Consider the following 19542-nt stretch of genomic DNA (forward strand, 5'->3'; position numbering starts at 1 on the left):
GTCACGCTCCCTTCTCGGCGCGGCGTTCGGTCGGCTGTGTCACCCGGTCCAGCATCAGGCCCAGGCAGACGATCGCGGCCCCGGCCACCAGGCCGGTCGCCAGGTCGCCCTGGGCGAGGCCGAAGACGACGTCGTAGCCGAGCGCGCCCCCGCCGACCAGTCCGCCGATGATGACGACGGCCAGGACCAGGACGACGCCCTGGTTGACGGCGAGCAGCAGGGCCCGGCGGGCCAGCGGGAGCTGGACCTGGCGCAGTTGCTGGCCGCTGGTCGCGCCGAGCGAGCGGGCCGACTCCAGGGCGGCCGGGTCGACCTGGCGCAGGCCCTGGGTGGTGATGCGGACGACGGCGGGCAGCGCGTAGACGATCGCGGCGGCGACGGCCGGGGCGCGGCCGACGCCGAACAGGGCGACGACGGGGATCAGGTACACGAACTGCGGCATCGTCTGGAAGACGTCCAGGACGGGGCGCAGCAGGCGCTCGACGCGGTCGCTGCGGGCGGCGGCGACGCCGGTCGCGAAGCCGATGACGAGGGTCACGGCGACGGCCGCGAGGACCTGCGACAGCGTGTCCAGCGACGGCTTCCACACGCCGAGCACGCCGGTCGCGGCCATGGCGAGTACGGCGGTGAGCGCGGTGCGCCACGTGCCGATCACCCAGGCCAGGGCGGCGACGATCAGGAGCACCGACCACCAGGGCAGCCACTGCAGGCCGTCCCGGAGCGGGTCGAGCACCCAGGTGGTGAAGTGTCCCGCCCAGTCGGCGGTGCCGCCGATGACGGGCACACCCGAGTACAGGTGGTCGGTCATCCAGTCGACGGCCCGGTTGACCGGCTCGGCGACTCCCACGACCCATCCGTCGGGCCACTCCAGGCGGTTCGCGAGACGTCCGGCGACGGCCACGGCCACGGCGGCGGCCAGGGCGTACGCCCACAGCGCGCGGGCGTTCGGCGCGGGCGCCTGCCCGAGCCGCGCGCCGGCCGCGCCGGTGACCCGGTCGAGCACGACGGCGAGCAGCACGATCGGGATGCCGGCGGCGAGGGCGGCGCCGACGTCGACCGAGGCCAGCGCCTGGTAGACGCGGTCGCCGAGCCCGCCGGCGCCGATGACGGAGGCGATGACGGCCATGGACAGCGCCATCATGATCGTCTGGTTGAGGCCGAGGAGCAGTTCCTTGCGGGCCAGCGGGATGCGGGCCGTCAGCAGGCGCTGGCGGGCGGTGGTCCCGAGCGACTCGACCGCCTCCAGCACCTCCTTGTCGGCGCCGCGCAGCCCGAGCGCGGTGAGACGGGCCATGGGCGGGGCGGCGTAGACGACCGTGGCCAGGACGGCTGCCGGGACCCCGATGCCGAAGACCAGCACGACGGGCAGCAGGTAGGCGAAGGCCGGCAGGACCTGCATGGTGTCGAGCACCGGGCGCAGGACGCGGTCCATGCGGTCGGACAGCCCGGCGGCGAGTCCGAGCAGCCCGCCGACGACGACGGAGGCGGCGACGGCCACCACCATCAGGGCGAGCGTCTGCATGGTCGGCACCCACATGCCCAGCAGTCCGCAGGCGAGGAACGCGGCGGCGGTGCCGAGGGCCAGGCGGACGCCCGCGGCGCGCCAGGCGATCAGGGCGGACACGGCCGCCACTCCCGCCCAGCCGACGGCGAGGAGGGCGAGGTAGACGGCGCGTACGGCGATGACCACGGCGTTGCTGACGTGGCCGAGGAAGTAGAGGAAGACGGGGTGGGAGTCGCGGTTGTCGATGATCCAGTCGCTGGCCCTGCCGAGGGGTTCGGAGACGTCGACGGTCAGGGCCCCGGGCCAGGTGCCGCTTGCCCAGCGGGCGGCGGCGAGGGGGACGAGGACGGCCGCGACCAGGGCGAGGACCGCGAGCTTGCGCACGGCCGGACGGGTGAGGACGCCCGGCGGGGACGCCTTTCGGGTGGTTGCCGTGAGCGTTGCCATCACACCGGCTCCTCGCTGGTGGGGGCCGGCTCGCGGCGTTGGGCGGGTGCCGCGGGGACCACTCCTGCCGCCCCGTCGGCGTGCGTGTCCCCAGCCGCGTCGGCGGTCCGGGTGGGCGCGGCTGTGCCGGCCACCACGTCCAGCAGCGCACCCGCGTCGACCACGCCCAGGCAGCGGCCTTCGTCCAGGACCCTGGCGGTGGTGCCGGCGCGGGACACCGCCTCGATGGCCTCCGAGACCGTGGCGTCGGGGCGTACGGCCGGGCCGGTGACGGTCTCCTCGGACGAGGCGGCGGGGCGCATGGCCGTGCGGACCGTCATGACCTGTTCGCGCGGGACGTCGCGGACGAACGCGCGGACGTAGTCGTCGGCCGGTGAGCCCACGATCTCCTCGGGCGTGCCCAGCTGGACCACGCGGCCGTCGCGCATCAGGGCGATCCGGTCGCCGAGCTTCAGGGCTTCCTGGAGGTCGTGGGTGATGAAGACCATCGTGCGTCCCTCCTCGCGGTGCAGCCGGACCACCTCCTCCTGCATGTCGCGCCGGATCAGCGGGTCCAGGGCGCTGAACGGCTCGTCGAAGAGCAGGACCTCGGGGTCGACGGCGAGTGCGCGGGCCAGTCCGACGCGCTGGCGCTGACCGCCGGAGAGCTGCGCGGGCCGGCGCTGCTCCATGCCCTCCAGACCGACCTTGGCGACGACCTCGGCGGCCCGCTCACGGCGTTCCGCCTTGCCCATGCCCTGGATCTCCAGGCCGTAGGCGACGTTGTCGAGGACGGTGCGGTGCGGCAGCAGGCCGAAGTGCTGGAAGACCATGGCGGCGCGGTGCCGGCGCAGTTCGCGCAGCCGTGCCCGGTCCATGGCGCGGACGTCCTCGCCGTCGATGGCGATGGTGCCGGCGGTCGGCTCGATGAGCCGGGTCAGACAGCGCACCAGCGTGGACTTGCCGGACCCGGACAGGCCCATGACGACGAAGACCTCACCCTTGCGGACGTCGAAGGTCACGTCGCGCACGGCGGCCGTGCAGCCGGTGCGGGAGCGCAGTTCGGCCGGGTCCAGGGCGGTGAGGTCCGGGTCGCCGGGGACGCGGTCGGCCTTGGGGCCGAAGACCTTCCACAGCCCGTCGACGGAGAAGACCGGGGTGTCCGAGGCGGGGGTGCCGGTGGTGTCGGTCATCACGCGGCACCGCCGATCAGGTCGACGGCCCGCTCGCCGACCATGAGGACGCCGATCATCGGGTTGACGGCGGTCATGGTCGGGAAGACGGAGGCGTCCGCGATCCGGATGCCCTCCAGGCCACGGATGCGCAGCTCGGGATCGACGACGGCCTGTTCGTCGCCGGCCGCGCCCATCCTGCAGGTGCCCGCCGGGTGGTAGACGGTGTGGGCGGCCTTGCGGGCGTACTCGCTGAGCTCCTCGTCGCCGGTGACGTCCGGGCCGGGGGCCACCTCGCGCTTGAGCCAGTGGGCGAGCGGCTCGGTCTTCGCGATCTCTCGGGCGATGCGGATGCCGTCGACGAGGGTACGGCCGTCGTAGTCGTCCTCGTCGGTGAAGTAGCGGAAGTCGAGGGCGGGTTTGACCTCCGGGTCGGCGCTGGTGAGGTAGAGCCGGCCGCGGCTCTTCGGCTTGGGGATGTTCGGGGTCATGGAGACGCCGAACTCGGGCCGCTGGTAGCCCAGTCGCTCCGGGTGGTCCGTGAACGGGATCTGGTAGAAGTGGAACATCAGGTCCGGGCCCGCGTGTTCGGGGTCGCGGCGCACGAACAGTCCGGCGTCGGAGTCCATCGCGGAGTTCTCCGGTATGGGTCCGTCCGTCTCCCAGACGATCACCGACTCGGGGTGGTCCAGCAGGTTCTCGCCGACGCCCGGCAGGTCGAGCGCCACGGGGATGCCGAGCGCCTCGAGGTCGGCCCTGGGACCGATGCCGGAGTGCAGCAGCAGCCGGGGCGAGTCGACGGCACCGGCGCACAGCACGACCTCGCTCCGGGCCCTGACCAGCAGCTCCTCGCCGTCCTTGGTGCGCACGCGGACGCCCTCGGCGCGGGTGCCGTTCAGCTCGAGCCGGTACGCCCAGGTCTCCAGCATGAGCGTGAGGTTGGGGCGCTCGTCCATCACCGGGTGGAGGTAGGCCACCGACGCCGACGACCGCTTGTTGTCCTCCGGGTGGTAGGCCAGGTCGAAGAAGCCGACGCCCTCGGAGAACGGCTGCTTGTTGAAGCCCTCGACGCGCGGGACCTCGAGGGCCGCCTGCGCCGCGTCGACGAAGTCCCGGGCGATGGCGTTCCGGTCCTTCTCGTCGACCGGGACGATGTTGTTCTTCAGGCGCGCGTAGTAGGCCTCCATCTGCACCGCGCCCCAGCCCTTGGCGCCGGCCGCCTCCCACTCGTCCCAGTCGGACGGCAGCGGCTTGAAGGCGATGAGCGTGTTGTGCGAGGAGCAGCCGCCGAGGACACGGGCGCGGCTGTGCCGGATGTGCGAATTGCCGCGCGGCTGCTCGGTGGTGGGGTAGTCGTAGTCCAGTTCGCCGCCGAGCAGGCCCATCCAGCGGCGCAGGGTCAGCACGTCGTCGCGGCCGACGTCGCTGGGGCCGCCCTCGATGACGGCGACGGTCACGTCCGGGTTCTCGGACAGCCGGGACGCGATGACGGATCCGGCCGTGCCGCCGCCTATGACGACGTAGTCGTACTCGGTTGCGCGTTCGGAGGTGTGAGGGGTCATCTGGGTGGTACTCCTGCGGGGACTCGGGAGAGGTGGGTCGTTCGCGGTGCGGTGACGGGGGCGGGGGTGCGGGGACACCGCCCGGCGGTCTGCGGCTCAGCCCGCGAACCAGCGCACCGGCTTGGGCGCCAGGTTCTGGTAGACGTGCTTGGTCTCGCGGTACTCGGCGAGACCGGCCGGGCCGAGCTCGCGGCCCACTCCGCTCCGGCCGAAGCCGCCCCACTCCGCCTGCGGGAGGTAGGGGTGGAAGTCGTTGATCCACACGGTGCCGTGGCGCAGCCGTCCGGCCACGCGCCGGGCGCGGCCCGCGTCGGCCGTCCACACCGCGCCGGCGAGCCCGTACTCGGTGTCGTTGGCGAGGGCGACGGCCTCCTCCTCGGTGCGGAACGTCTCTACGGTGAGGACCGGTCCGAAGACCTCCTCGCGCACGACGCGCATCTCGCGGTGACAGCGGTCGAGGACGGTCGGCTCGTAGAAGTAGCCGCCCTCGGGACGCTCGGCGGACGGCTCGGGCCGCTTGCCGCCGGAGCGCAGCACCGCGCCCTCCTTGAGCGCGGACTCGACGTACGCCTCGACCTTCGCGCGCTGCTGTGCGGAGACCAGCGGCCCGCACTCGACTCCGTCCTCGGTGCCCCGGCCGAGCCTGATCCGCTCGGCACGGCGGGCGAGTTCGGCGACGAACCGGTCCCGGACCGATTCCTCGACGATGAGCCGCGCGCCGGCGGAACAGACCTGGCCGCTGTGGATGAAGGCCGCGTTGAGGGCCTGGTCGACGGCGGTGTCGAAGCCCTCCTCGGTGGCACAGGCGTCGGCGAAGACGACGTTGGGGTTCTTGCCGCCGAGTTCGAGGGCCACCTTCTTCACGCCAGGCGCGGCGGCCTGGGCGACCTTCGTGCCGCTGACCAGGCCACCGGTGAAGGAGACCAGGTCGACGTCGGGGTGCTCGGCCAACCGGGCGCCGACGGTGTGGCCGGGGCCGGTGACGATGCCCGCGACCCCGGCGGGCAGTCCGGCCTCGATCAGCAGGTCGATGAGGGCGACGGTGGTGAGCGGAGTGATCTCACTGGGCTTGACCACGAAGGTGTTACCGGCCGCGAGGGCCGGGGCGATCTTCCAACTGGCCTGGAGCAAGGGGTAGTTCCAGGGTGTGATCAGGGCGCAGACGCCGACCGGCTCGTGCACGACGACGCTGTGGACGTCGGGCGAGCCCGCGTCGACGACCCGTCCGGGCGCCTCCCCGGCGACCAGGTCGGCGAAGTAGCGGAAGGCGTCGGCGACGCAGTCGATGTCGACGCGGCCCTCCTCGACGGTCTTGCCCGCGTCCCGGCTCTCCAGCAGACCGAGCTCCTCCCGGTCCCGCAGAAGCAGTCCGGCGACGCGGCGCAGCAGCGCGGCCCGTTCGGCGACGGATGTGTGCGGCCACGGGCCCTCGTCGAAGGCCCGGCGGGCGGCGGCCACCGCGAGGTCGGTGTCCTTCTCGTCGCCCTCCGCGACCAGGGCGAACGGCAGGGCGTCCGCGGGGTCGAGGATCTCGCGGGTGGCGCCGGAGACGGCGGCCCGCCACGTGCCCCCCGCATGGATGGTGTCGCGTGCCTGAAGTTCTGTGCTGTCCGCCATGATCGGTGATTGCCTTCCGTTCCTGTTTCATTCCGTGCATCACACACGTGTCATCCACGGGACCGGGTGCTCCTGCCCTTGCGCCCCTGATGCATGCCCAATCCCTGGTCCGAAGTGCGCCGAGTCACTGAATCCAAGGAGAAAGCGGGAGAAATCGCCCGACCTGTCGACAGGCGGCCACGCTCCGTGCAGGCCGCCGAAACGCGACGGGCCCCGCACCGGAGGAACCGGTGCGGGGCCCGTGAGCCTGTGCGCGGGGTCAGATGAGGCCGAGGCCGCGGACCGCCTCGCGCTCTTCCTCGAGCTCCTTGACGGAGGCGTCGATCCGGGCGCGGGAGAAGTCGTTGATCTCCAGGCCCTGGACGATCTCGTACGTGCCGTCCTTCACGGTGACCGGGAAGGAGGAGATGAGGCCCTCCGGGACGCTGTAGGAGCCGTCCGACGGGATACCCATGGAGACCCAGTCGCCCTCGTCGGTGCCGTTGACCCAGGTGTGGACGTGGTCGATGGCGGCGTTGGCGGCGGAGGCGGCCGACGAGGCGCCACGGGCCTCGATGATCGCGGCACCGCGCTTGGCGACGGTCGGGATGAAGTCCTCGGCCAGCCACTTCTCGTCGTTCACGACCTCGGCGGCGTTCTTGCCGGCGACGGTGGCGTGGAAGATGTCCGGGTACTGGGTGGCGGAGTGGTTGCCCCAGATCGTCAGCTTCTTGATCTCGGAGACGGGGACGCCGGTCTTCTTCGACAGCTGGGTCAGCGCGCGGTTGTGGTCCAGGCGCGTCATGGCGGTGAACCGCCCGGCGGGTACGTCCGGCGCGGCGGCCTGGGCGATCAGGGCGTTGGTGTTGGCCGGGTTGCCGACGACCAGGACGCGGATGTCGTCCGCGGCGTGGGCGTTGATGGCCTGACCCTGCGGCTTGAAGATGCCGCCGTTGGCCTCGAGGAGGTCACCGCGCTCCATGCCCTTGGTGCGCGGGCGGGCGCCCACGAGGAGGCCGACGTTGGCGCCGTCGAACGCCACGTTCGGGTCGTCCGTGATGTCGATGCCCTGCAGGAGCGGGAACGCGCAGTCGTCCAGCTCCATGGCCGTGCCCTCGGCGGCCTTCAGCGCCGGGGTGATCTCCAGCAGGCGCAGCTTGACCGGCACGTCCGCGCCGAGCAGCTGGCCGGAGGCGATGCGGAAGAGCAGGGCGTAACCGATCTGGCCGGCCGCGCCGGTGACGGTGACGTTCACGGGAGTGCGGGTCATGGCGTTCTCCGTATGACAGCTGGCGGTGGGGCGGTCCCTGCCCCGGGGTGCGGGATCCCGCACCGGCTCGTGACCGGCGTCCACCACGATGATCGATCACCGTTTCGCATGATCGATCTCTTGGCGTCAAGAGATCCAGCGGTCAGGCTATCGCGCATCCGGGACCGCCGATCGCCGGGCTCCCTGTGGCCCGCCCCACAGAGTGACCGTACGCGTACTCGGGTACACGGGAGGCGCGTCGGGGAGGGGCGGGAAAAGGGGCGGCCGCCTCGTCCGGGAGAGGTGGGGGCGGGGCGGCCGCCGTCGGGGGCCGACCGTGCCGGACTCCCGTGGGGGTACTTTTCGCGTGCCCGCCCTGCGCGCTCCCATTCACGTCCCCACGAAACCCCCACACACAAGGGTCCGAACGGCCCACGGGAGCGGCGTTCCCTCCGGAGCGGCGGGGCGCCGCCCTACTCGGCGCAGCCCTTCTCGCCGGACGCGGCCAGGGTCACGCAGGCCTTCACGTCCGCCGCGCTCTTGACCGGCACCATCATGGTGTAGGCGACCGTGTCGCCCGCCGCGGAAATGGTGTCGTTCTGCTTGGACGTTCCCGAGGTGATCTCGACCGTGTCGCCCTGGGTGGCCTGCGTGATGCGGCCCCAGGCGGCGCCGCAGATCTTGCTGTAGCGGACCTCCACCGTGGTGGTGCCGACGGTCGCGGTCTGCGCCGTGGTGACGAGGTCACCGCTGCACCCCATGACCTCCGCGTCCTTGCCGTCGCAGCTCGCGCCGTTGCACTCCACGCCCGGGGGGAGGTTCGCGTCGGTGGTGACGGTGGGCGACGGGGACTTCTGCGTCTCGTCCTTCTTGTCGCCCTCGGTCCCGGTGACGTAGAACGCGGCGGCGACCACCACCAGCGCCCCCACCGCGCCCGCGACGAACGTCGACGTCCGCCGCTTGCCGCCGGACCGGCCGGAGCCGCCCGAGCGGCCGTGGCCGGTGGTGCCCCGGGGCGGTGCGCCGTGCGCGCCGGACGTGTACCCGCCGGCGGCCGGTGCCGCGGCACCGGAACCGCGCCGGCCCGGCCCCATTGACCCGGGTCCGGAGACACCCCAGGAGTTCCCGCCGGACGAGCCGGTCCGCCCGTCGTCCTCCCGTACGCCACCGACGGCGTCGCGCACGTCCGAGGCGGTCGGCTGCGGCGGCACGCTCGGCGCGACACCGGCCGGCCCCGCGACACCGGGACGGACCGCGGCCCCGCTCTTACGGGACCTGCCGCCCGACGACGGCCCGGACAGCTCGCTGAGCGCGGCACGCGCCTGCGAGATCCGGATCGCCTCCATCGTCATGTCGTGACGCATCTCCGAGCGGCTCCAGGCGCGCTCGGCGAGCTCCCACATGGTGGTGAGGTGCGTCGGGTTGGTCCCGGTGACCTCGGCCAGGGCCACGATCGCGCCCTTGGGCGCGAGCAGCCGGCCGTTCAGGTAACGCTCCCAGGACGTCTTGCTGTAGCCCGTGCGGTCGGAGACCGACGCGACGCTCAGGCCGCTGCGGTCCACGACCCGCCTGAGCTGGCTCGTGAACTCCCTGATCTGCGGATCCAGTTCCTCGGGCAAGGCCTTCCAACGAGGCATCGCTTCCCCCTCTTCCCCCCGGTTCGTGCTGGTCTTCCCTCGCGCATGGTGCCCTCTGCCGAGTCCCCGTTCCGGCTACCCACAGGGATGCCACCGGGCAGGGTCCCAGTTCCCGGGGTGGGGGCGCACGGGAGCGTCAGGGCCGCAGGCGCGCAACGTCGCACGCCTGCCTGCTCGCGCTCCAGTCTCCCATCGGTCACCCCCTCGACCGAACAGAACCCGGAACATGTGGGCGGTATGTCGCGAAGTGTCCCGATTGTTCATACCGGTCCCGCCGTCCCCCACTTCGTCGCACATCCCCGAACTTGTCAATACATCGACAGAGTCCGACACGCATCTGTCGCGAACATGTCGCGGTCGCATCGCGAGCTCGTCCGGGGATTCCGGAGCACGTAGCGGAACGGTCACTTCCGTGCCACAGCGGCAGGACAGCCGTTGATCAAGCGCTTCCGCGTGCAGGAATGTGGTGCGCGGCGGCGGCCCGTCCTCTCACGGGGGTGAGGACGGGCCGCCGTCCGGGGCGCTTCCCCTCCGGCTCAACCGCTGATCGTGAAGTGCAGCAGGTCCGCCAGGAACGGGATCTTCAGCTTCGGCTCCGGCTGGACCATCAGCGCCAGCATCACGATGCCCAGGCCCAGCCCGGAGTACGTGGCGATGTCCGTGAAGCGGGAGCGCACCGCGAGCATGCCCACGTCCGGCACCAGCCAGCGCAGCAGGGCACCCGCCACCAGGGCCAGACCCACCAGGAACGTGCCGAGCCGGAACTGGTCCAGCGCGGTCACCAGCAGGCCCAGCCCGACCGTGAGCAGCACGGCGAGGATCGGCCACTGGCGGGCGGGCGCGGGGGCGTCACCCGGCGCCGCCCTGCCGCCGCCCTCGGGACGCGCGGTGTCCCGGGTGAACAGCGGGAACCGGCGCGTGACACGCCGCGGCCGGCCCTCGGCGTCGGGCGCGCTGACGGGATCGCGGACCGTGATGTCCTCGGGCCGCTCCCCCGCCTCGGGCGCGTCGGAGACGTTCCGCTCAGCCGACACTGCGCTCCGCCGCCTCGACCACGTTGACCAGGAGCTGGGCCCGGGTCATCGGGCCGACACCGCCGGGGTTGGGAGCCACCCAGCCGGCCACCTCGGCAACGCCCGGATGGACGTCACCCACGATCTTGCCCTCGGCGCTGCGCGAGACACCGACGTCGAGCACGGCCGCGCCCGGCTTGACGTCCTCGGGACGGATCAGGTGGGCGCTGCCCGCGGCGGCCACGACGATGTCCGCGCGACGGAGGTGGGCCGGCAGGTCGCGCGTGCCGGTGTGGCACTGGGTCACGGTGGCGTTCTCGCTGCGCCGGGTCAGCAGCAGCGGCATCGGGCGGCCGATGGTCACACCGCGTCCGACGACCACGACCTCGGCGCCCTTGATCTCCACGCCGTGGCGGCGCAGCAGGGTGATGATGCCGTTGGGGGTGCAGGGCAGGGGGGCCGGCTCGTTGAGCACGAGGCGGCCGAGGTTCATCGGGTGGAGGCCGTCGGCGTCCTTCTGCGGGTCCATCAGTTCGAGGATGCGGTTCTCGTCGATGCCCTTGGGCAGCGGCAGCTGGACGATGTAACCGGTGCAGGCGGGGTCCTCGTTCAGCTCCCGGACGACCGCCTCGATCTCCTCCTGCGTGGCCGTGCCCGGCAGTTCACGCTGGATGGAGGCGATGCCCACCTGGGCACAGTCACGGTGCTTGCCTGCGACGTACTTCTGGCTGCCGGGGTCGTCCCCCACGAGGATCGTGCCGAGGCCGGGCGTGACCCCCTTCTCCTTGAGCGCCGCAACGCGGGCGGTCAGATCGGACTTGATCTCGGCTGCGGTGGCCTTGCCATCGAGAATCTGGGCGGTCATGGCCCCATCCTCGCGGATGACCGGTCCCCTGTTCCAATCCGCCCGCATTCCGGTCCGCCGCCGGGGCCGCGGTCCGCGACCGGTCCTCTTCCACCCCAATCCGCCCAAGATCAGTGATGTTGCACTTGCACAACACATACGGCGTACGGCTGGACAAGGAAAGGAACGGTCAAGAACGATGAGGGACACAGTGCCGCGGGCAGAACCGGGGGGACGGACCGCATCTGTGAACCTTCCTCCGCGCCGGCCCTCGCGTCGTCCCCGCACCTGAAGTGCAACGGAGGAAGAACCGCCATGAGTTTCGGCGACCCGAACAACCCCTACGGGCAGCCGCCCCAGCAGCCCCCGGCCGGACCCGGCTACGGCTACCCCCAGCAGCCAGGTGTCCCGCAGCAGGGCTACGGCTACCCCGCGGCGCCGCCGGTGTCCCAGCCGTACGGCGGCGGTTACGCGCCCACGCGGATGCCCGGCCTCACGCGTGCGGCGCAGATCCTGCTCGCGGTCATCGCCGTGGCGCACGTCATCATCGCGGCGGCGTACGGCAAGGCGCTCGCCGACTGGGACGAGACGATGCTCGAGGCCGGCATCACCGGTGACGCCGAGGCCGAGCGCTACGCCGACCTGGGCAAGGGCGTCGTCGTCTTCTTCCTCGGCCTGGCCGCCGTGTTCGCGATCCTCGGCCTGGTGCTGCTGCTGCAGTACGCCAAGGGCGGCAACGGCGTCCGCGTCTGCTCGATCGTGTACGCCTCGTTCGCGATCGTCAGCGGCATCTTCTCGCTCGCCCTCTACGGCCTCGGCCTGGTCATCATGATCGTCTCGATCCTGGTGATCGTCTTCGCGGCGAAGCGGACCAGCGCGGAATGGTTCAGACGACCGCGGTACTGAACCACCGGCGCGGACCCGCTGGACGTCCGCGCCGTCTCACGCCCAGGGGCCGTGTCCCACCTCCGGTGGAGGGACACGGCCCCCGTGCGTGACGTCGGCCTTCGGCCTTCGGCCGTCAGTGGAAGAAGTGGCGCGTGCCCGTGAAGTACATCGTCACGCCCGCCTTCTTCGCGGCCTCGACGACCTGTTCGTCGCGGACCGAGCCGCCGGGCTGGACCACGGCCTTCACCCCGGCCGCGGTGAGGATCTCCAGGCCGTCGGGGAACGGGAAGAACGCGTCGGATGCGGCGTACGACCCCCGCGCGCGCTCGGCGCCGGCCCGCTCCACCGCCAGCTTCGCGGAGTCGACGCGGTTGACCTGGCCCATGCCGACGCCGACGGAGGCGCCGTCCTTGGCGAGCAGGATGGCGTTGGACTTCACCGCGCGGCAGGCCTTCCACGCGAAGGCGAGGTCCGCGAGTTCCGCCTCGGAGAGGGCCTGGCCGGTGGCCAGCGTCCAGGTGGCCGGGTCGTCGCCCTCGGCCTGGAGGCGGTCGGTGACCTGGAGGAGCGCGCCGCCGTCGATCGGCTTCACCTCGACCGGGGCGGACGGGGCCTCCGGAGCGCGCAGGACACGGATGTTCTTCTTCTTGGTGAGGGCGTCGAGGGCCCCCTCCTCGTAGTCCGGCGCGACGATCACCTCGGTGAAGATCTCCGCGACCTGCTCGGCCATCTCCCTGGTCACCGGACGGTTGACCGCGATCACACCGCCGAACGCCGACAGCGGGTCACAGGCGTGCGCCTTGCGGTGCGCCTCGGCGACGTCCGCGCCGACCGCGATGCCGCACGGGTTGGCGTGCTTGATGATCGCGACGGCCGGGGCGTCGTGGTCGTACGCGGCACGCAGGGCGGCGTCCGTGTCGGTGTAGTTGTTGTACGACATCTCCTTGCCGTGCAGCTGCTCGGCCTCGGCGAGGCCGCCCGTCCCCGACACGTACAGGGCGGCCGGCTGGTGCGGGTTCTCGCCGTAGCGGAGGGTGTTCTTGCGCTCCCAGGTGGCACCGAGGAAGTCCGGGAACTGCCCCGCGGCGGAGCCGCTGTCGGCCGCGGCGTCCACCGGCGCGTAGGACGAGGCGAACCAGGAGGCGACCGCCACGTCGTAGGCGGCCGTGTGCTGGAAGGCCTCCGCGGCGAGGCGCTTGCGGGTGGCCAGGTCGAAGCCGCCGTCGCGGACGGCCGCGAGGACGTCGGCGTACCGCGCCGGGCTGGTGACGACCGCGACGGACGGGTGGTTCTTGGCGGCGGCGCGCACCATGGAGGGGCCGCCGATGTCGATCTGCTCCACGCACTCGTCGGGCGTGGCGCCGGAGGCGACGGTCTCGCGGAACGGGTAGAGGTTGACCACGACGAGGTCGAACGGCTCCACACCCAGCTCGCCCAGCTGCCGCCGGTGGTCCTCCAGGCGCAGGTCGGCGAGGATGCCGGCGTGGACCTTCGGGTGCAGGGTCTTGACGCGGCCGTCCAGGCACTCGGGGAAGCCGGTGAGCTCCTCGACCTTGGTGACGGGGACGCCCGCGGCGGCGATCCTCGCGGCGGTGGACCCGGTGGAGACGAGCTCCACGCCGGCCTCGTGCAGGCCGCGCGCGAGGTCCTCGAGGCCGGTCTTGTCGTAGACACTGACGAGCGCCCGTCGGATGGCCCGCTTGTTGCTCTCGGCGGTCACTGGATAACTACCTTTCGTCCCTCAATGCGATAGCCGTTGCGGGCGAGCCGCCCCACGACCTCGACGAGCAGCCTTCGCTCGACTTCCTTGATGCGCTCGTGCAGAGCGCTCTCGTCGTCCTCGTCCCGGACCTCCACCACGCCCTGCGCGATGATCGGCCCGGTGTCGACGCCGTCGTCGACGAAGTGGACGGTGCAGCCGGTGACCTTGGCGCCGTACGCGAGCGCGTCCCGTACGCCGTGGGCCCCGGGGAAACTGGGCAGCAGGGCGGGGTGGGTGTTGACGAACCGCCCGCCGAAGCGCGCGAGGAACTCCTTCCCCACGATCTTCATGAACCCGGCGGACACCACGAGGTCGGGCTCGTGGGCGGCGACGGCCTCGGCGAGCGCCGCGTCCCACGCCTCGCGGGTCGGGTGGTCCTTGACCCTGCACACGAAGGTCGGCAGCCCGGCGCGCTCGGCACGGGCCAGCCCCTCGATGCCCTCGCGGTCGGCGCCGACGGCCACGATCTCGGCGCCGTACGCCTCGGCGCCGGTGGCGGCGATCTCGTCGAGGAGCGCCTGCAGATTGGTGCCGGATCCGGAGACCAGCACGACGAGACGCCTGGCGCGCTCGGCCACGGGCTTGGCGGCCACGGTGGGGCCCTTTCTCGGGAGCGTCTGTACGGTCGGCGGCACAGCGCTTGTACATTCCTACGAATGCTTCATGGCCCCGGATACGGGGAAGCCTACGAAGCGGCCGACCGTCAGCAACGATACCGGCACACCGGGCGGCCCCCGGGGGACGGGGGCGTGGCCGGAAGGTAGCGTCTGGGACGAGCCGGTCCCGGGAAGCCGGTCCGGGAACGCTGGGGGCGCGCGGGAACGCCGCCCGCGCACCGAGCGTTCACAGGATGACGGACCCGGGCCTGGGGAGCTGACGGGAACGCACCAGCTCACAGCTCAGTCGTAGTCGATACGTCGTGCGAGGCGGTTGCGCCGGACCACGCCGTGCTTCATTAAGGGGAAGACGCTCACTTGACGCCGTACCGCAGCCTGCGACTCCTCACGTTCCCCCAGCAGTCGGCCCAGGGAGGGGAGCGTGGCGCCGTGCTGCTGCGGGAGCGCCCCTCCACCCCGCCCGACGCGCCCCAGGACGGGGGCGGCGGCGAGGACCGGCGCCGCGGCTCCGAGGGCGCCGGGGGCACGCAGGGCTCCCAGGACGACAACCCGTTCGCACCGCCGCCGGAGGGGACTCCCGACCGGCCGTGGCAGCCGAGGCACCCCTCGGGTGGGGAGGGCGGCCGCTCTCCCTGGGGCCGGAACTGGAGCGACCGCCAGCCCGGCCGCTCCTCCGGCGGCTTCGGCGAGCGCCCGCGCGGCCCCGAGGGGCAGGGCGGCGGCCCTCAGAGCTCCGGGCCGCGCTGGGACCCCACGGACCCGGCCCAGCGCAGGGCGCGGTACGCCCTGCTGTCGGGCATGTGGGCCTTCTTCTTCGCCCTGTTCAGCTGGCCGTACGTGGCACTGCTGCTGGGTGCGCTCGCCCTGTACTGGGGCATCAGCGCTGTGCGCGCCAAGCCCCGGGCGCAGGACCCGGACTCCCCGGCGCCCGAGCAGAAGGGCCGCCCACAGACCACGGCCGCGGTGAGCGGACTGGTCACGGGGTCGCTGGCGCTCGCGCTGGTCGCCGCGTCCTTCGCGGCCCAGCTCGTGTACAGCGACTACTACACCTGCACCAGCGACGCCCTCACCCAGGAGGCGCGCCAGGGCTGCGGCGACCTGCTGCCGAAGGAGCTCCGCGGCCTGCTGGACGAGGGCTAGCACCCGGACCGGGCCGGTCCAGGGCCTGTCCGGCGGATCATCCCGAAGACGCGGGGCCGGGCACGCCTTCCCCCGGAAGGGGTGCCCCCGGCGTCGTCGTCGCCGGTTGCCCACTCCCCCGGTCGACGTCCCCTCCGCCTCGCAGAGGGGACGCACCAGATCCCGCTCATCAGGGATCCGCGGCACCGCCGGTCCTCCTCCGACGTGATGCCGGACGGTCATCTGCGCTCGTCAGCGGCGCGATCACGGGCGTGGTCCACATCGTCGCCGTCGCCGTCGGGGGGCGGGTACGGCTCGTCGGCGCCGGGCCGGGTGGGCATCCCGGGCGCCGTCGCCGCCGGCCCGGGGTCCGCGGACGGGGCCGGGTTGCGGTGCGGAGCCCCGTCGCGGGCGACGTCGAAGGCGTCGTGGTCGAGGAACAGGTACGGCTCGTCCGGGTCGTCGTCCGGGTTCCCGGGCGCCGGGCGCCGTCGCGGGCGTCCGGCGGCGGTTGCCCCCCGGTCGCCGCCCGCGCCGAAGCGGAAGGGGCGGAACCGCCGGCCGCCCGGACGGCCGGGGCTGCCGGGTGCCGGGATCCGTGCCGCCGGGGCGCCGGCGAGCGGGCGGGCACGCCAGGCCCGTACCGCCAGCGACGTCACGACCGCCGTCAGCCCGAGCCATACCAGGGTCGCGGCCCCCACCTGCCACCACACCGGGCCGAACCGGGCGAGCGCCGCCACTCCCAGCGGACCGCCCGCGAGCGCGGCGAGCACCGACAGCAGGACCGCGCACAGCACGGCCGCCAGCACGGCCGCGCCCGCGGTCCGGCCGGGCCTCCAGACGGGGGCCGGCGCCCGGCCGCTGATCGTGGCGCCCCGGCCCACGTACCACCCCGCCACCAGCCCGGCAGCCACCGGCACCACCCCGGCCGCCCAGTGCACCGGCGTTCCCGCTCCCGTGTCCGGTACCGCCGCGAGCAGCGGGAACGGCGGCAGCGGCGGGGCCGGCGCGGAGACGAGCGGAGTGACCGGACTGCCGTCGCCCAGCAGGAAGCCGGGGCCGAGGGCATAGGCCGCCGCCCACACCGCGGCGTTCGGCACCAGCGTGACGCAGAGCAGCAGCACGGCCACCCAGCCCGACCAGCCCTCGGTCAGCCGCAGGAACGCCGTCCGGGTCTGTCCGCCGTGCCACCCCAGTGACACCGCGAGGAGCAGCCCCCCGCCGCCCACCAGCACTGTCGCCCCGGCCGCCGCGGCCCGCGCCGCGACCCCGGGCCGGCCGTCCGGCCCGAGCACCAGATGGCGCAACCCCCTGGGCAGCACCCGGCCCAGCGCCCGCTCCAGAGGTCCGCTCGGACGGCCGTACGCCGACCACACGCCCGTCCCCGCGGCCAGCACGGCGACCAGCGGCACGCACACCCCCGTCCACCCCCACGCGGGCCGCAGCCCGCCGCCGGCGGCGTGCAGCGCGGTGGGCGCGCCGACGGCGAGGTAGCCGAGGACGACGCCCGCCAGCGCCGTCCGGCCGGGGACCAGCGGGGCCCGCCCGCCCGCGTCCGCGTCGGCCGCGTCGCGGCCCGCGCGGTGCAGCAGCCAGACCGGCAGCACGAGGAGGAGCAACGGGAGGACGCCCATGGGGGCGGGGGCGCCGGAGAGGGTGTCGGTGCGGACCAGTTCGGTGCCGTGCGCCAGCAGCCACAGCGCGGCCGCGATGCGCAGGGCGCCGCCGGGTCCGCTGTCGGGGTAGGGCGAGCTGATCCACAGCAGCACCACGAGCACGGTGAACGCCGCGAGCCCGAGTCCGGCCGCGAGGGCGCCGCCGAGGAGGCCGGAGGCCAGCCCGGGCGAGCGGTCGCGCATCCGGGTGAGCAGGGCGGCCGGCGTCGAACGGCGAGCGGTCATCTGGATCACACCGCCATGGTCCCAACGACACGCGCTTTCCCGGTGTAACGGGCGAAGCCCGGCTGTGTCGCTCAATATACGTTTATGTACTTTTTCGTACGAAGGGGCGCCCAGTGACGCGGAGCCCTGCCACCCCACTCCCTCCGCCCGGGGAACGCCGACGCCTGCGCGAGGCACGGTCGCTGACCCGGGCTCAGCTCGCCGAACGGGTCGGCGTACGGCCCGGGACCGTGCGTGCGTGGGAGTCCGGTCGCAGCAGGCCGCGCGGCCGGGAGCGGGAGGCGTACGCGAGGGTGCTCAACGGTCTGGCCAAGCCCGGAGGAGCGGCCGCCGGGGTGTCCGTACCCAGCCGTCAGCAGGAGGAGGACGCCGCGGTGGTGACGGTGTGTGTGAACGGGCCGGGCGGCGACCCCGGGGCGGTCGCGCCGGAGCCCTCCGCGTTCGCGCAGGCGCCCCCGCCGGCCCCGCAGGAGCGCTCCGGACTGACACCCGCTCAGGCCTTCGACGCCCTCTACTCGTTCTGCGCCCCGGCGCTCGTCCGGCAGGCGTACCTGCTCGGCGGACGCCGCGACCTCGCCCGCGAGTCCGTGGAGCGCGCCTTCCAGCTCGCCTGGGACCGCTGGCCCGAGGTGGCCCGCGACCCGGACCCGGCCGGCTGGGTGCGCGCGGCGGCGCACGAGTGGGCGCTGTCCCCGTGGCACCGGTTCCGCCGCCGCCACCGGCAGCCCGAACCACCGCCCCCGGACGAGGACGACCGCGCGCTCCTGGAGACGCTGCTGCGTCTGCCGCCGCCGTACCGGCGCACGCTCCTGCTGTACGACGGGGTCGGCCTCGACCTGCCGGAGACGGCCGCGGAGACGGAGGCCAGCACCCGGGCGGCGGCCGGGCGGCTGATGCACGCGCGGGAGACCGTCGCCGCCCGGCTGCCGGACCTGTCGGACCCGCGGGAGCTGCACCAGCGGCTTGCCGAGCTGGCGTCCACCGGACGGCTGCGGGCGGCCGAGCCGCCCGCGGTGCGCGGCGGCAGCGAGCGCCGGGCGCGTTTGTGGACCCGTGCGGCCATCGCCCTCACGGTCGCCCTGATCGGCACCACCGGCCTCACCCTGCACACGGCACCCACCCGCTACGAGCCGCCGGTCCCACCGGGCGAGACGGTGCGGGGCGTCCCGCCGCGGGTGGCGCCCGGCCCCCTGTCGGAGGACGAGCGGGAGCTGCGCGCCCGTCTGCGGGAGGAACTGCCGGGGGGACCGGAACGGCTGCTGCCGCAGGCGCGGTGACCCCGCGCGGCGACGACGGTGGGCCCGTCCCCCACCGCGGGGAACGGGCCCACCCGTGCCGTGCTCTGCGCGCCGGCTCAGCCGGCGAGGATCGCGCGCGCCAGCTTCGCCGTCTCGGTCGGCGTCTTGCCGACCTTGACGCCGGCGGCCTCGAGGGCCTCCTTCTTCGCGGCGGCCGTGCCGGAGGAACCGGAGACGATGGCGCCGGCGTGGCCCATGGTCTTGCCCTCGGGCGCGGTGAAGCCCGCGACGTAGCCGACGACCGGCTTCTTCACGTTCTCCTTGATGTAGGCCGCGGCCCGCTCCTCGGCGTCGCCGCCGATCTCGCCGATCATCACGATCAGGTCGGTGTCGGGGTCGGCCTCGAACGCGGCGAGCGCGTCGATGTGCGTGGTGCCGATGACCGGGTCGCCGCCGATGCCCACGGCGGACGAGAAGCCGATGTCACGCAGCTCGTACATCATCTGGTACGTCAGCGTGCCGGACTTCGAGACCAGGCCGATGCGGCCCGGCTTGGTGATGTCGCCCGGGATGATGCCGGCGTTCGACTGGCCGGGGCTGATCAGGCCCGGGCAGTTGGGGCCGATGATCCGGGTCTTGTTGCCCTTCTCCACGGCGTACGCGTAGAAGGCGGCGGAGTCGTGCACCGCGATGCCCTCGGTGATGACGACCGCGAGCGGGATCTCGGCGTCGATGGCCTCGACGACGGCGGCCTTGGCGAAGGCCGGCGGCACGAAGAGGACGGACACGTTGGCGCCCGTCTTCTCCATCGCCTCGGCGACCGTGCCGAAGACCGGGATCTCGTTGCCGTCGATGTCGACGGACGTGCCGGCCTTGCGGGGGTTCACGCCACCGACGATGTTCGTGCCGTCGGCCAGCATGAGCTTGGTGTGCTTCATGCCCGTGGCACCGGTCATGCCCTGGACGATGACCTTGGAGTCCTTGTTGAGGAAGATAGCCATGGCTGTCTGAGTC

Annotated in this window: 15 protein-coding genes; 3 read left to right on the forward strand and 12 right to left on the reverse strand. The window is 73.2% G+C overall.

The window, feature by feature from the left end; genetic code table 11:
* Window position 1: 1 nt before the first annotated feature.
* The 8 genes from BU52_RS13125 to BU52_RS13160 form a co-directional block, all read right to left on the reverse strand.
* A complete protein-coding gene (locus BU52_RS13125; protein WP_037932931.1) occupies window positions 2-1951 on the reverse strand; it encodes an ABC transporter permease in 1950 nt (649 codons plus the stop codon).
* Window positions 1951-3123 carry a quaternary amine ABC transporter ATP-binding protein gene (locus BU52_RS13130; protein WP_037932934.1) on the reverse strand — a complete coding sequence of 391 codons (1173 nt, stop codon included), beginning with the start codon at window positions 3121-3123 and terminating at the stop codon, window positions 1951-1953. The genes BU52_RS13125 and BU52_RS13130 overlap by 1 nt, the downstream gene beginning before the upstream one ends.
* A complete protein-coding gene (locus BU52_RS13135; protein WP_037932936.1) occupies window positions 3123-4664 on the reverse strand; it encodes a GMC family oxidoreductase in 1542 nt (513 codons plus the stop codon). Before BU52_RS13135 ends, BU52_RS13130 begins: the two co-directional genes overlap by 1 nt.
* Before the next feature lie 96 nt (window positions 4665-4760).
* A complete protein-coding gene (locus BU52_RS13140; protein ID WP_037932939.1) occupies window positions 4761-6281 on the reverse strand; it encodes an aldehyde dehydrogenase family protein in 1521 nt (506 codons plus the stop codon).
* Between the two features lie 259 nt (window positions 6282-6540).
* Entirely contained in the window at window positions 6541-7530 is a 990-nt protein-coding gene (locus tag BU52_RS13145; RefSeq protein ID WP_037932942.1) for a malate dehydrogenase, read from the reverse strand.
* Between the two features lie 452 nt (window positions 7531-7982).
* Window positions 7983-9146 carry a helix-turn-helix domain-containing protein gene (locus BU52_RS13150; RefSeq protein ID WP_078903215.1) on the reverse strand — a complete coding sequence of 388 codons (1164 nt, stop codon included), beginning with the start codon at window positions 9144-9146 and terminating at the stop codon, window positions 7983-7985.
* A 536-nt stretch (window positions 9147-9682) separates the two neighbouring features.
* Complete coding sequence (locus BU52_RS13155; protein ID WP_037932948.1) at window positions 9683-10180, reverse strand: DUF3017 domain-containing protein; 498 nt, start codon at window positions 10178-10180, stop codon at window positions 9683-9685.
* Window positions 10170-11024 (reverse strand): bifunctional methylenetetrahydrofolate dehydrogenase/methenyltetrahydrofolate cyclohydrolase, encoded by an 855-nt coding sequence (locus BU52_RS13160; RefSeq protein ID WP_037932951.1) that lies wholly within the window; start codon window positions 11022-11024, stop codon window positions 10170-10172. The genes BU52_RS13155 and BU52_RS13160 overlap by 11 nt, the downstream gene beginning before the upstream one ends.
* Window positions 11025-11318: 294 nt before the next feature.
* On the opposite strand from BU52_RS13160, the gene BU52_RS13165 reads away from it, so the two are divergent.
* On the forward strand, window positions 11319-11909 hold the full coding sequence (locus tag BU52_RS13165; RefSeq protein ID WP_037932955.1) for a hypothetical protein: 591 nt from the start codon (window positions 11319-11321) through the stop codon (window positions 11907-11909).
* A gap of 115 nt (window positions 11910-12024) precedes the next feature.
* Here BU52_RS13165 and purH read toward each other — a convergent pair whose 3' ends face one another.
* Complete coding sequence (gene purH, locus BU52_RS13170) at window positions 12025-13611, reverse strand: bifunctional phosphoribosylaminoimidazolecarboxamide formyltransferase/IMP cyclohydrolase (RefSeq protein WP_037932958.1); 1587 nt, start codon at window positions 13609-13611, stop codon at window positions 12025-12027.
* The gene (gene purN, locus BU52_RS13175) at window positions 13608-14246 is read right to left on the reverse strand and encodes a phosphoribosylglycinamide formyltransferase (RefSeq protein WP_037933039.1); all 639 of its coding nucleotides are present in this window, start codon (window positions 14244-14246) and stop codon (window positions 13608-13610) included. Before purN ends, purH begins: the two co-directional genes overlap by 4 nt.
* 381 nt (window positions 14247-14627) lie before the next feature.
* Here purN and BU52_RS13180 point away from each other — a divergent pair, with 381 nt between their 5' ends.
* Window positions 14628-15410: a hypothetical protein gene (locus BU52_RS13180; protein WP_037932961.1), complete on the forward strand. Its 783-nt coding sequence runs from the start codon at window positions 14628-14630 to the stop codon at window positions 15408-15410.
* 218 nt (window positions 15411-15628) lie between these two features.
* On the opposite strand, the gene BU52_RS13185 is transcribed toward BU52_RS13180, so the two are convergent.
* Window positions 15629-17290 (reverse strand): cell division protein PerM, encoded by a 1662-nt coding sequence (locus BU52_RS13185; protein ID WP_235216325.1) that lies wholly within the window; start codon window positions 17288-17290, stop codon window positions 15629-15631.
* Window positions 17291-17403: 113 nt separating this feature from the next.
* Here BU52_RS13185 and BU52_RS13190 point away from each other — a divergent pair, with 113 nt between their 5' ends.
* Complete coding sequence (locus tag BU52_RS13190; protein ID WP_037932964.1) at window positions 17404-18567, forward strand: helix-turn-helix domain-containing protein; 1164 nt, start codon at window positions 17404-17406, stop codon at window positions 18565-18567.
* Between the two features lie 77 nt (window positions 18568-18644).
* On the opposite strand, the gene sucD is transcribed toward BU52_RS13190, so the two are convergent.
* Entirely contained in the window at window positions 18645-19529 is an 885-nt protein-coding gene (gene sucD, locus BU52_RS13195) for a succinate--CoA ligase subunit alpha (RefSeq protein WP_037932967.1), read from the reverse strand.
* Window positions 19530-19542 lie beyond the last annotated feature (13 nt).

The organism is Streptomyces toyocaensis (assembly GCF_000725125.1).
Classification (GTDB): Bacteria; Actinomycetota; Actinomycetes; order Streptomycetales; family Streptomycetaceae; genus Streptomyces; species Streptomyces toyocaensis.

Excerpts from the sequence above, each read along its gene's own strand:
- BU52_RS13125 (WP_037932931.1), bottom strand. The coding sequence starts at position 1,951 with ATGGCAACGCTCACGGCAACCACCCGAAAGGCGTCCCCGCCGGGCGTC.
- BU52_RS13130 (WP_037932934.1), bottom strand. The coding sequence starts at position 3,123 with ATGACCGACACCACCGGCACCCCCGCCTCGGACACCCCGGTCTTCTCC.
- BU52_RS13135 (WP_037932936.1), bottom strand. The coding sequence starts at position 4,664 with ATGACCCCTCACACCTCCGAACGCGCAACCGAGTACGACTACGTCGTC.
- BU52_RS13140 (WP_037932939.1), bottom strand. The coding sequence starts at position 6,281 with ATGGCGGACAGCACAGAACTTCAGGCACGCGACACCATCCATGCGGGG.
- BU52_RS13145 (WP_037932942.1), bottom strand. The coding sequence starts at position 7,530 with ATGACCCGCACTCCCGTGAACGTCACCGTCACCGGCGCGGCCGGCCAG.
- BU52_RS13150 (WP_078903215.1), bottom strand. The coding sequence starts at position 9,146 with ATGCCTCGTTGGAAGGCCTTGCCCGAGGAACTGGATCCGCAGATCAGG.
- BU52_RS13160 (WP_037932951.1), bottom strand. The coding sequence starts at position 11,024 with ATGACCGCCCAGATTCTCGATGGCAAGGCCACCGCAGCCGAGATCAAG.
- BU52_RS13165 (WP_037932955.1), top strand. The coding sequence starts at position 11,319 with ATGAGTTTCGGCGACCCGAACAACCCCTACGGGCAGCCGCCCCAGCAG.
- BU52_RS13185 (WP_235216325.1), bottom strand. The coding sequence starts at position 17,290 with ATGACCGCTCGCCGTTCGACGCCGGCCGCCCTGCTCACCCGGATGCGC.
- sucD (WP_037932967.1), bottom strand. The coding sequence starts at position 19,529 with ATGGCTATCTTCCTCAACAAGGACTCCAAGGTCATCGTCCAGGGCATG.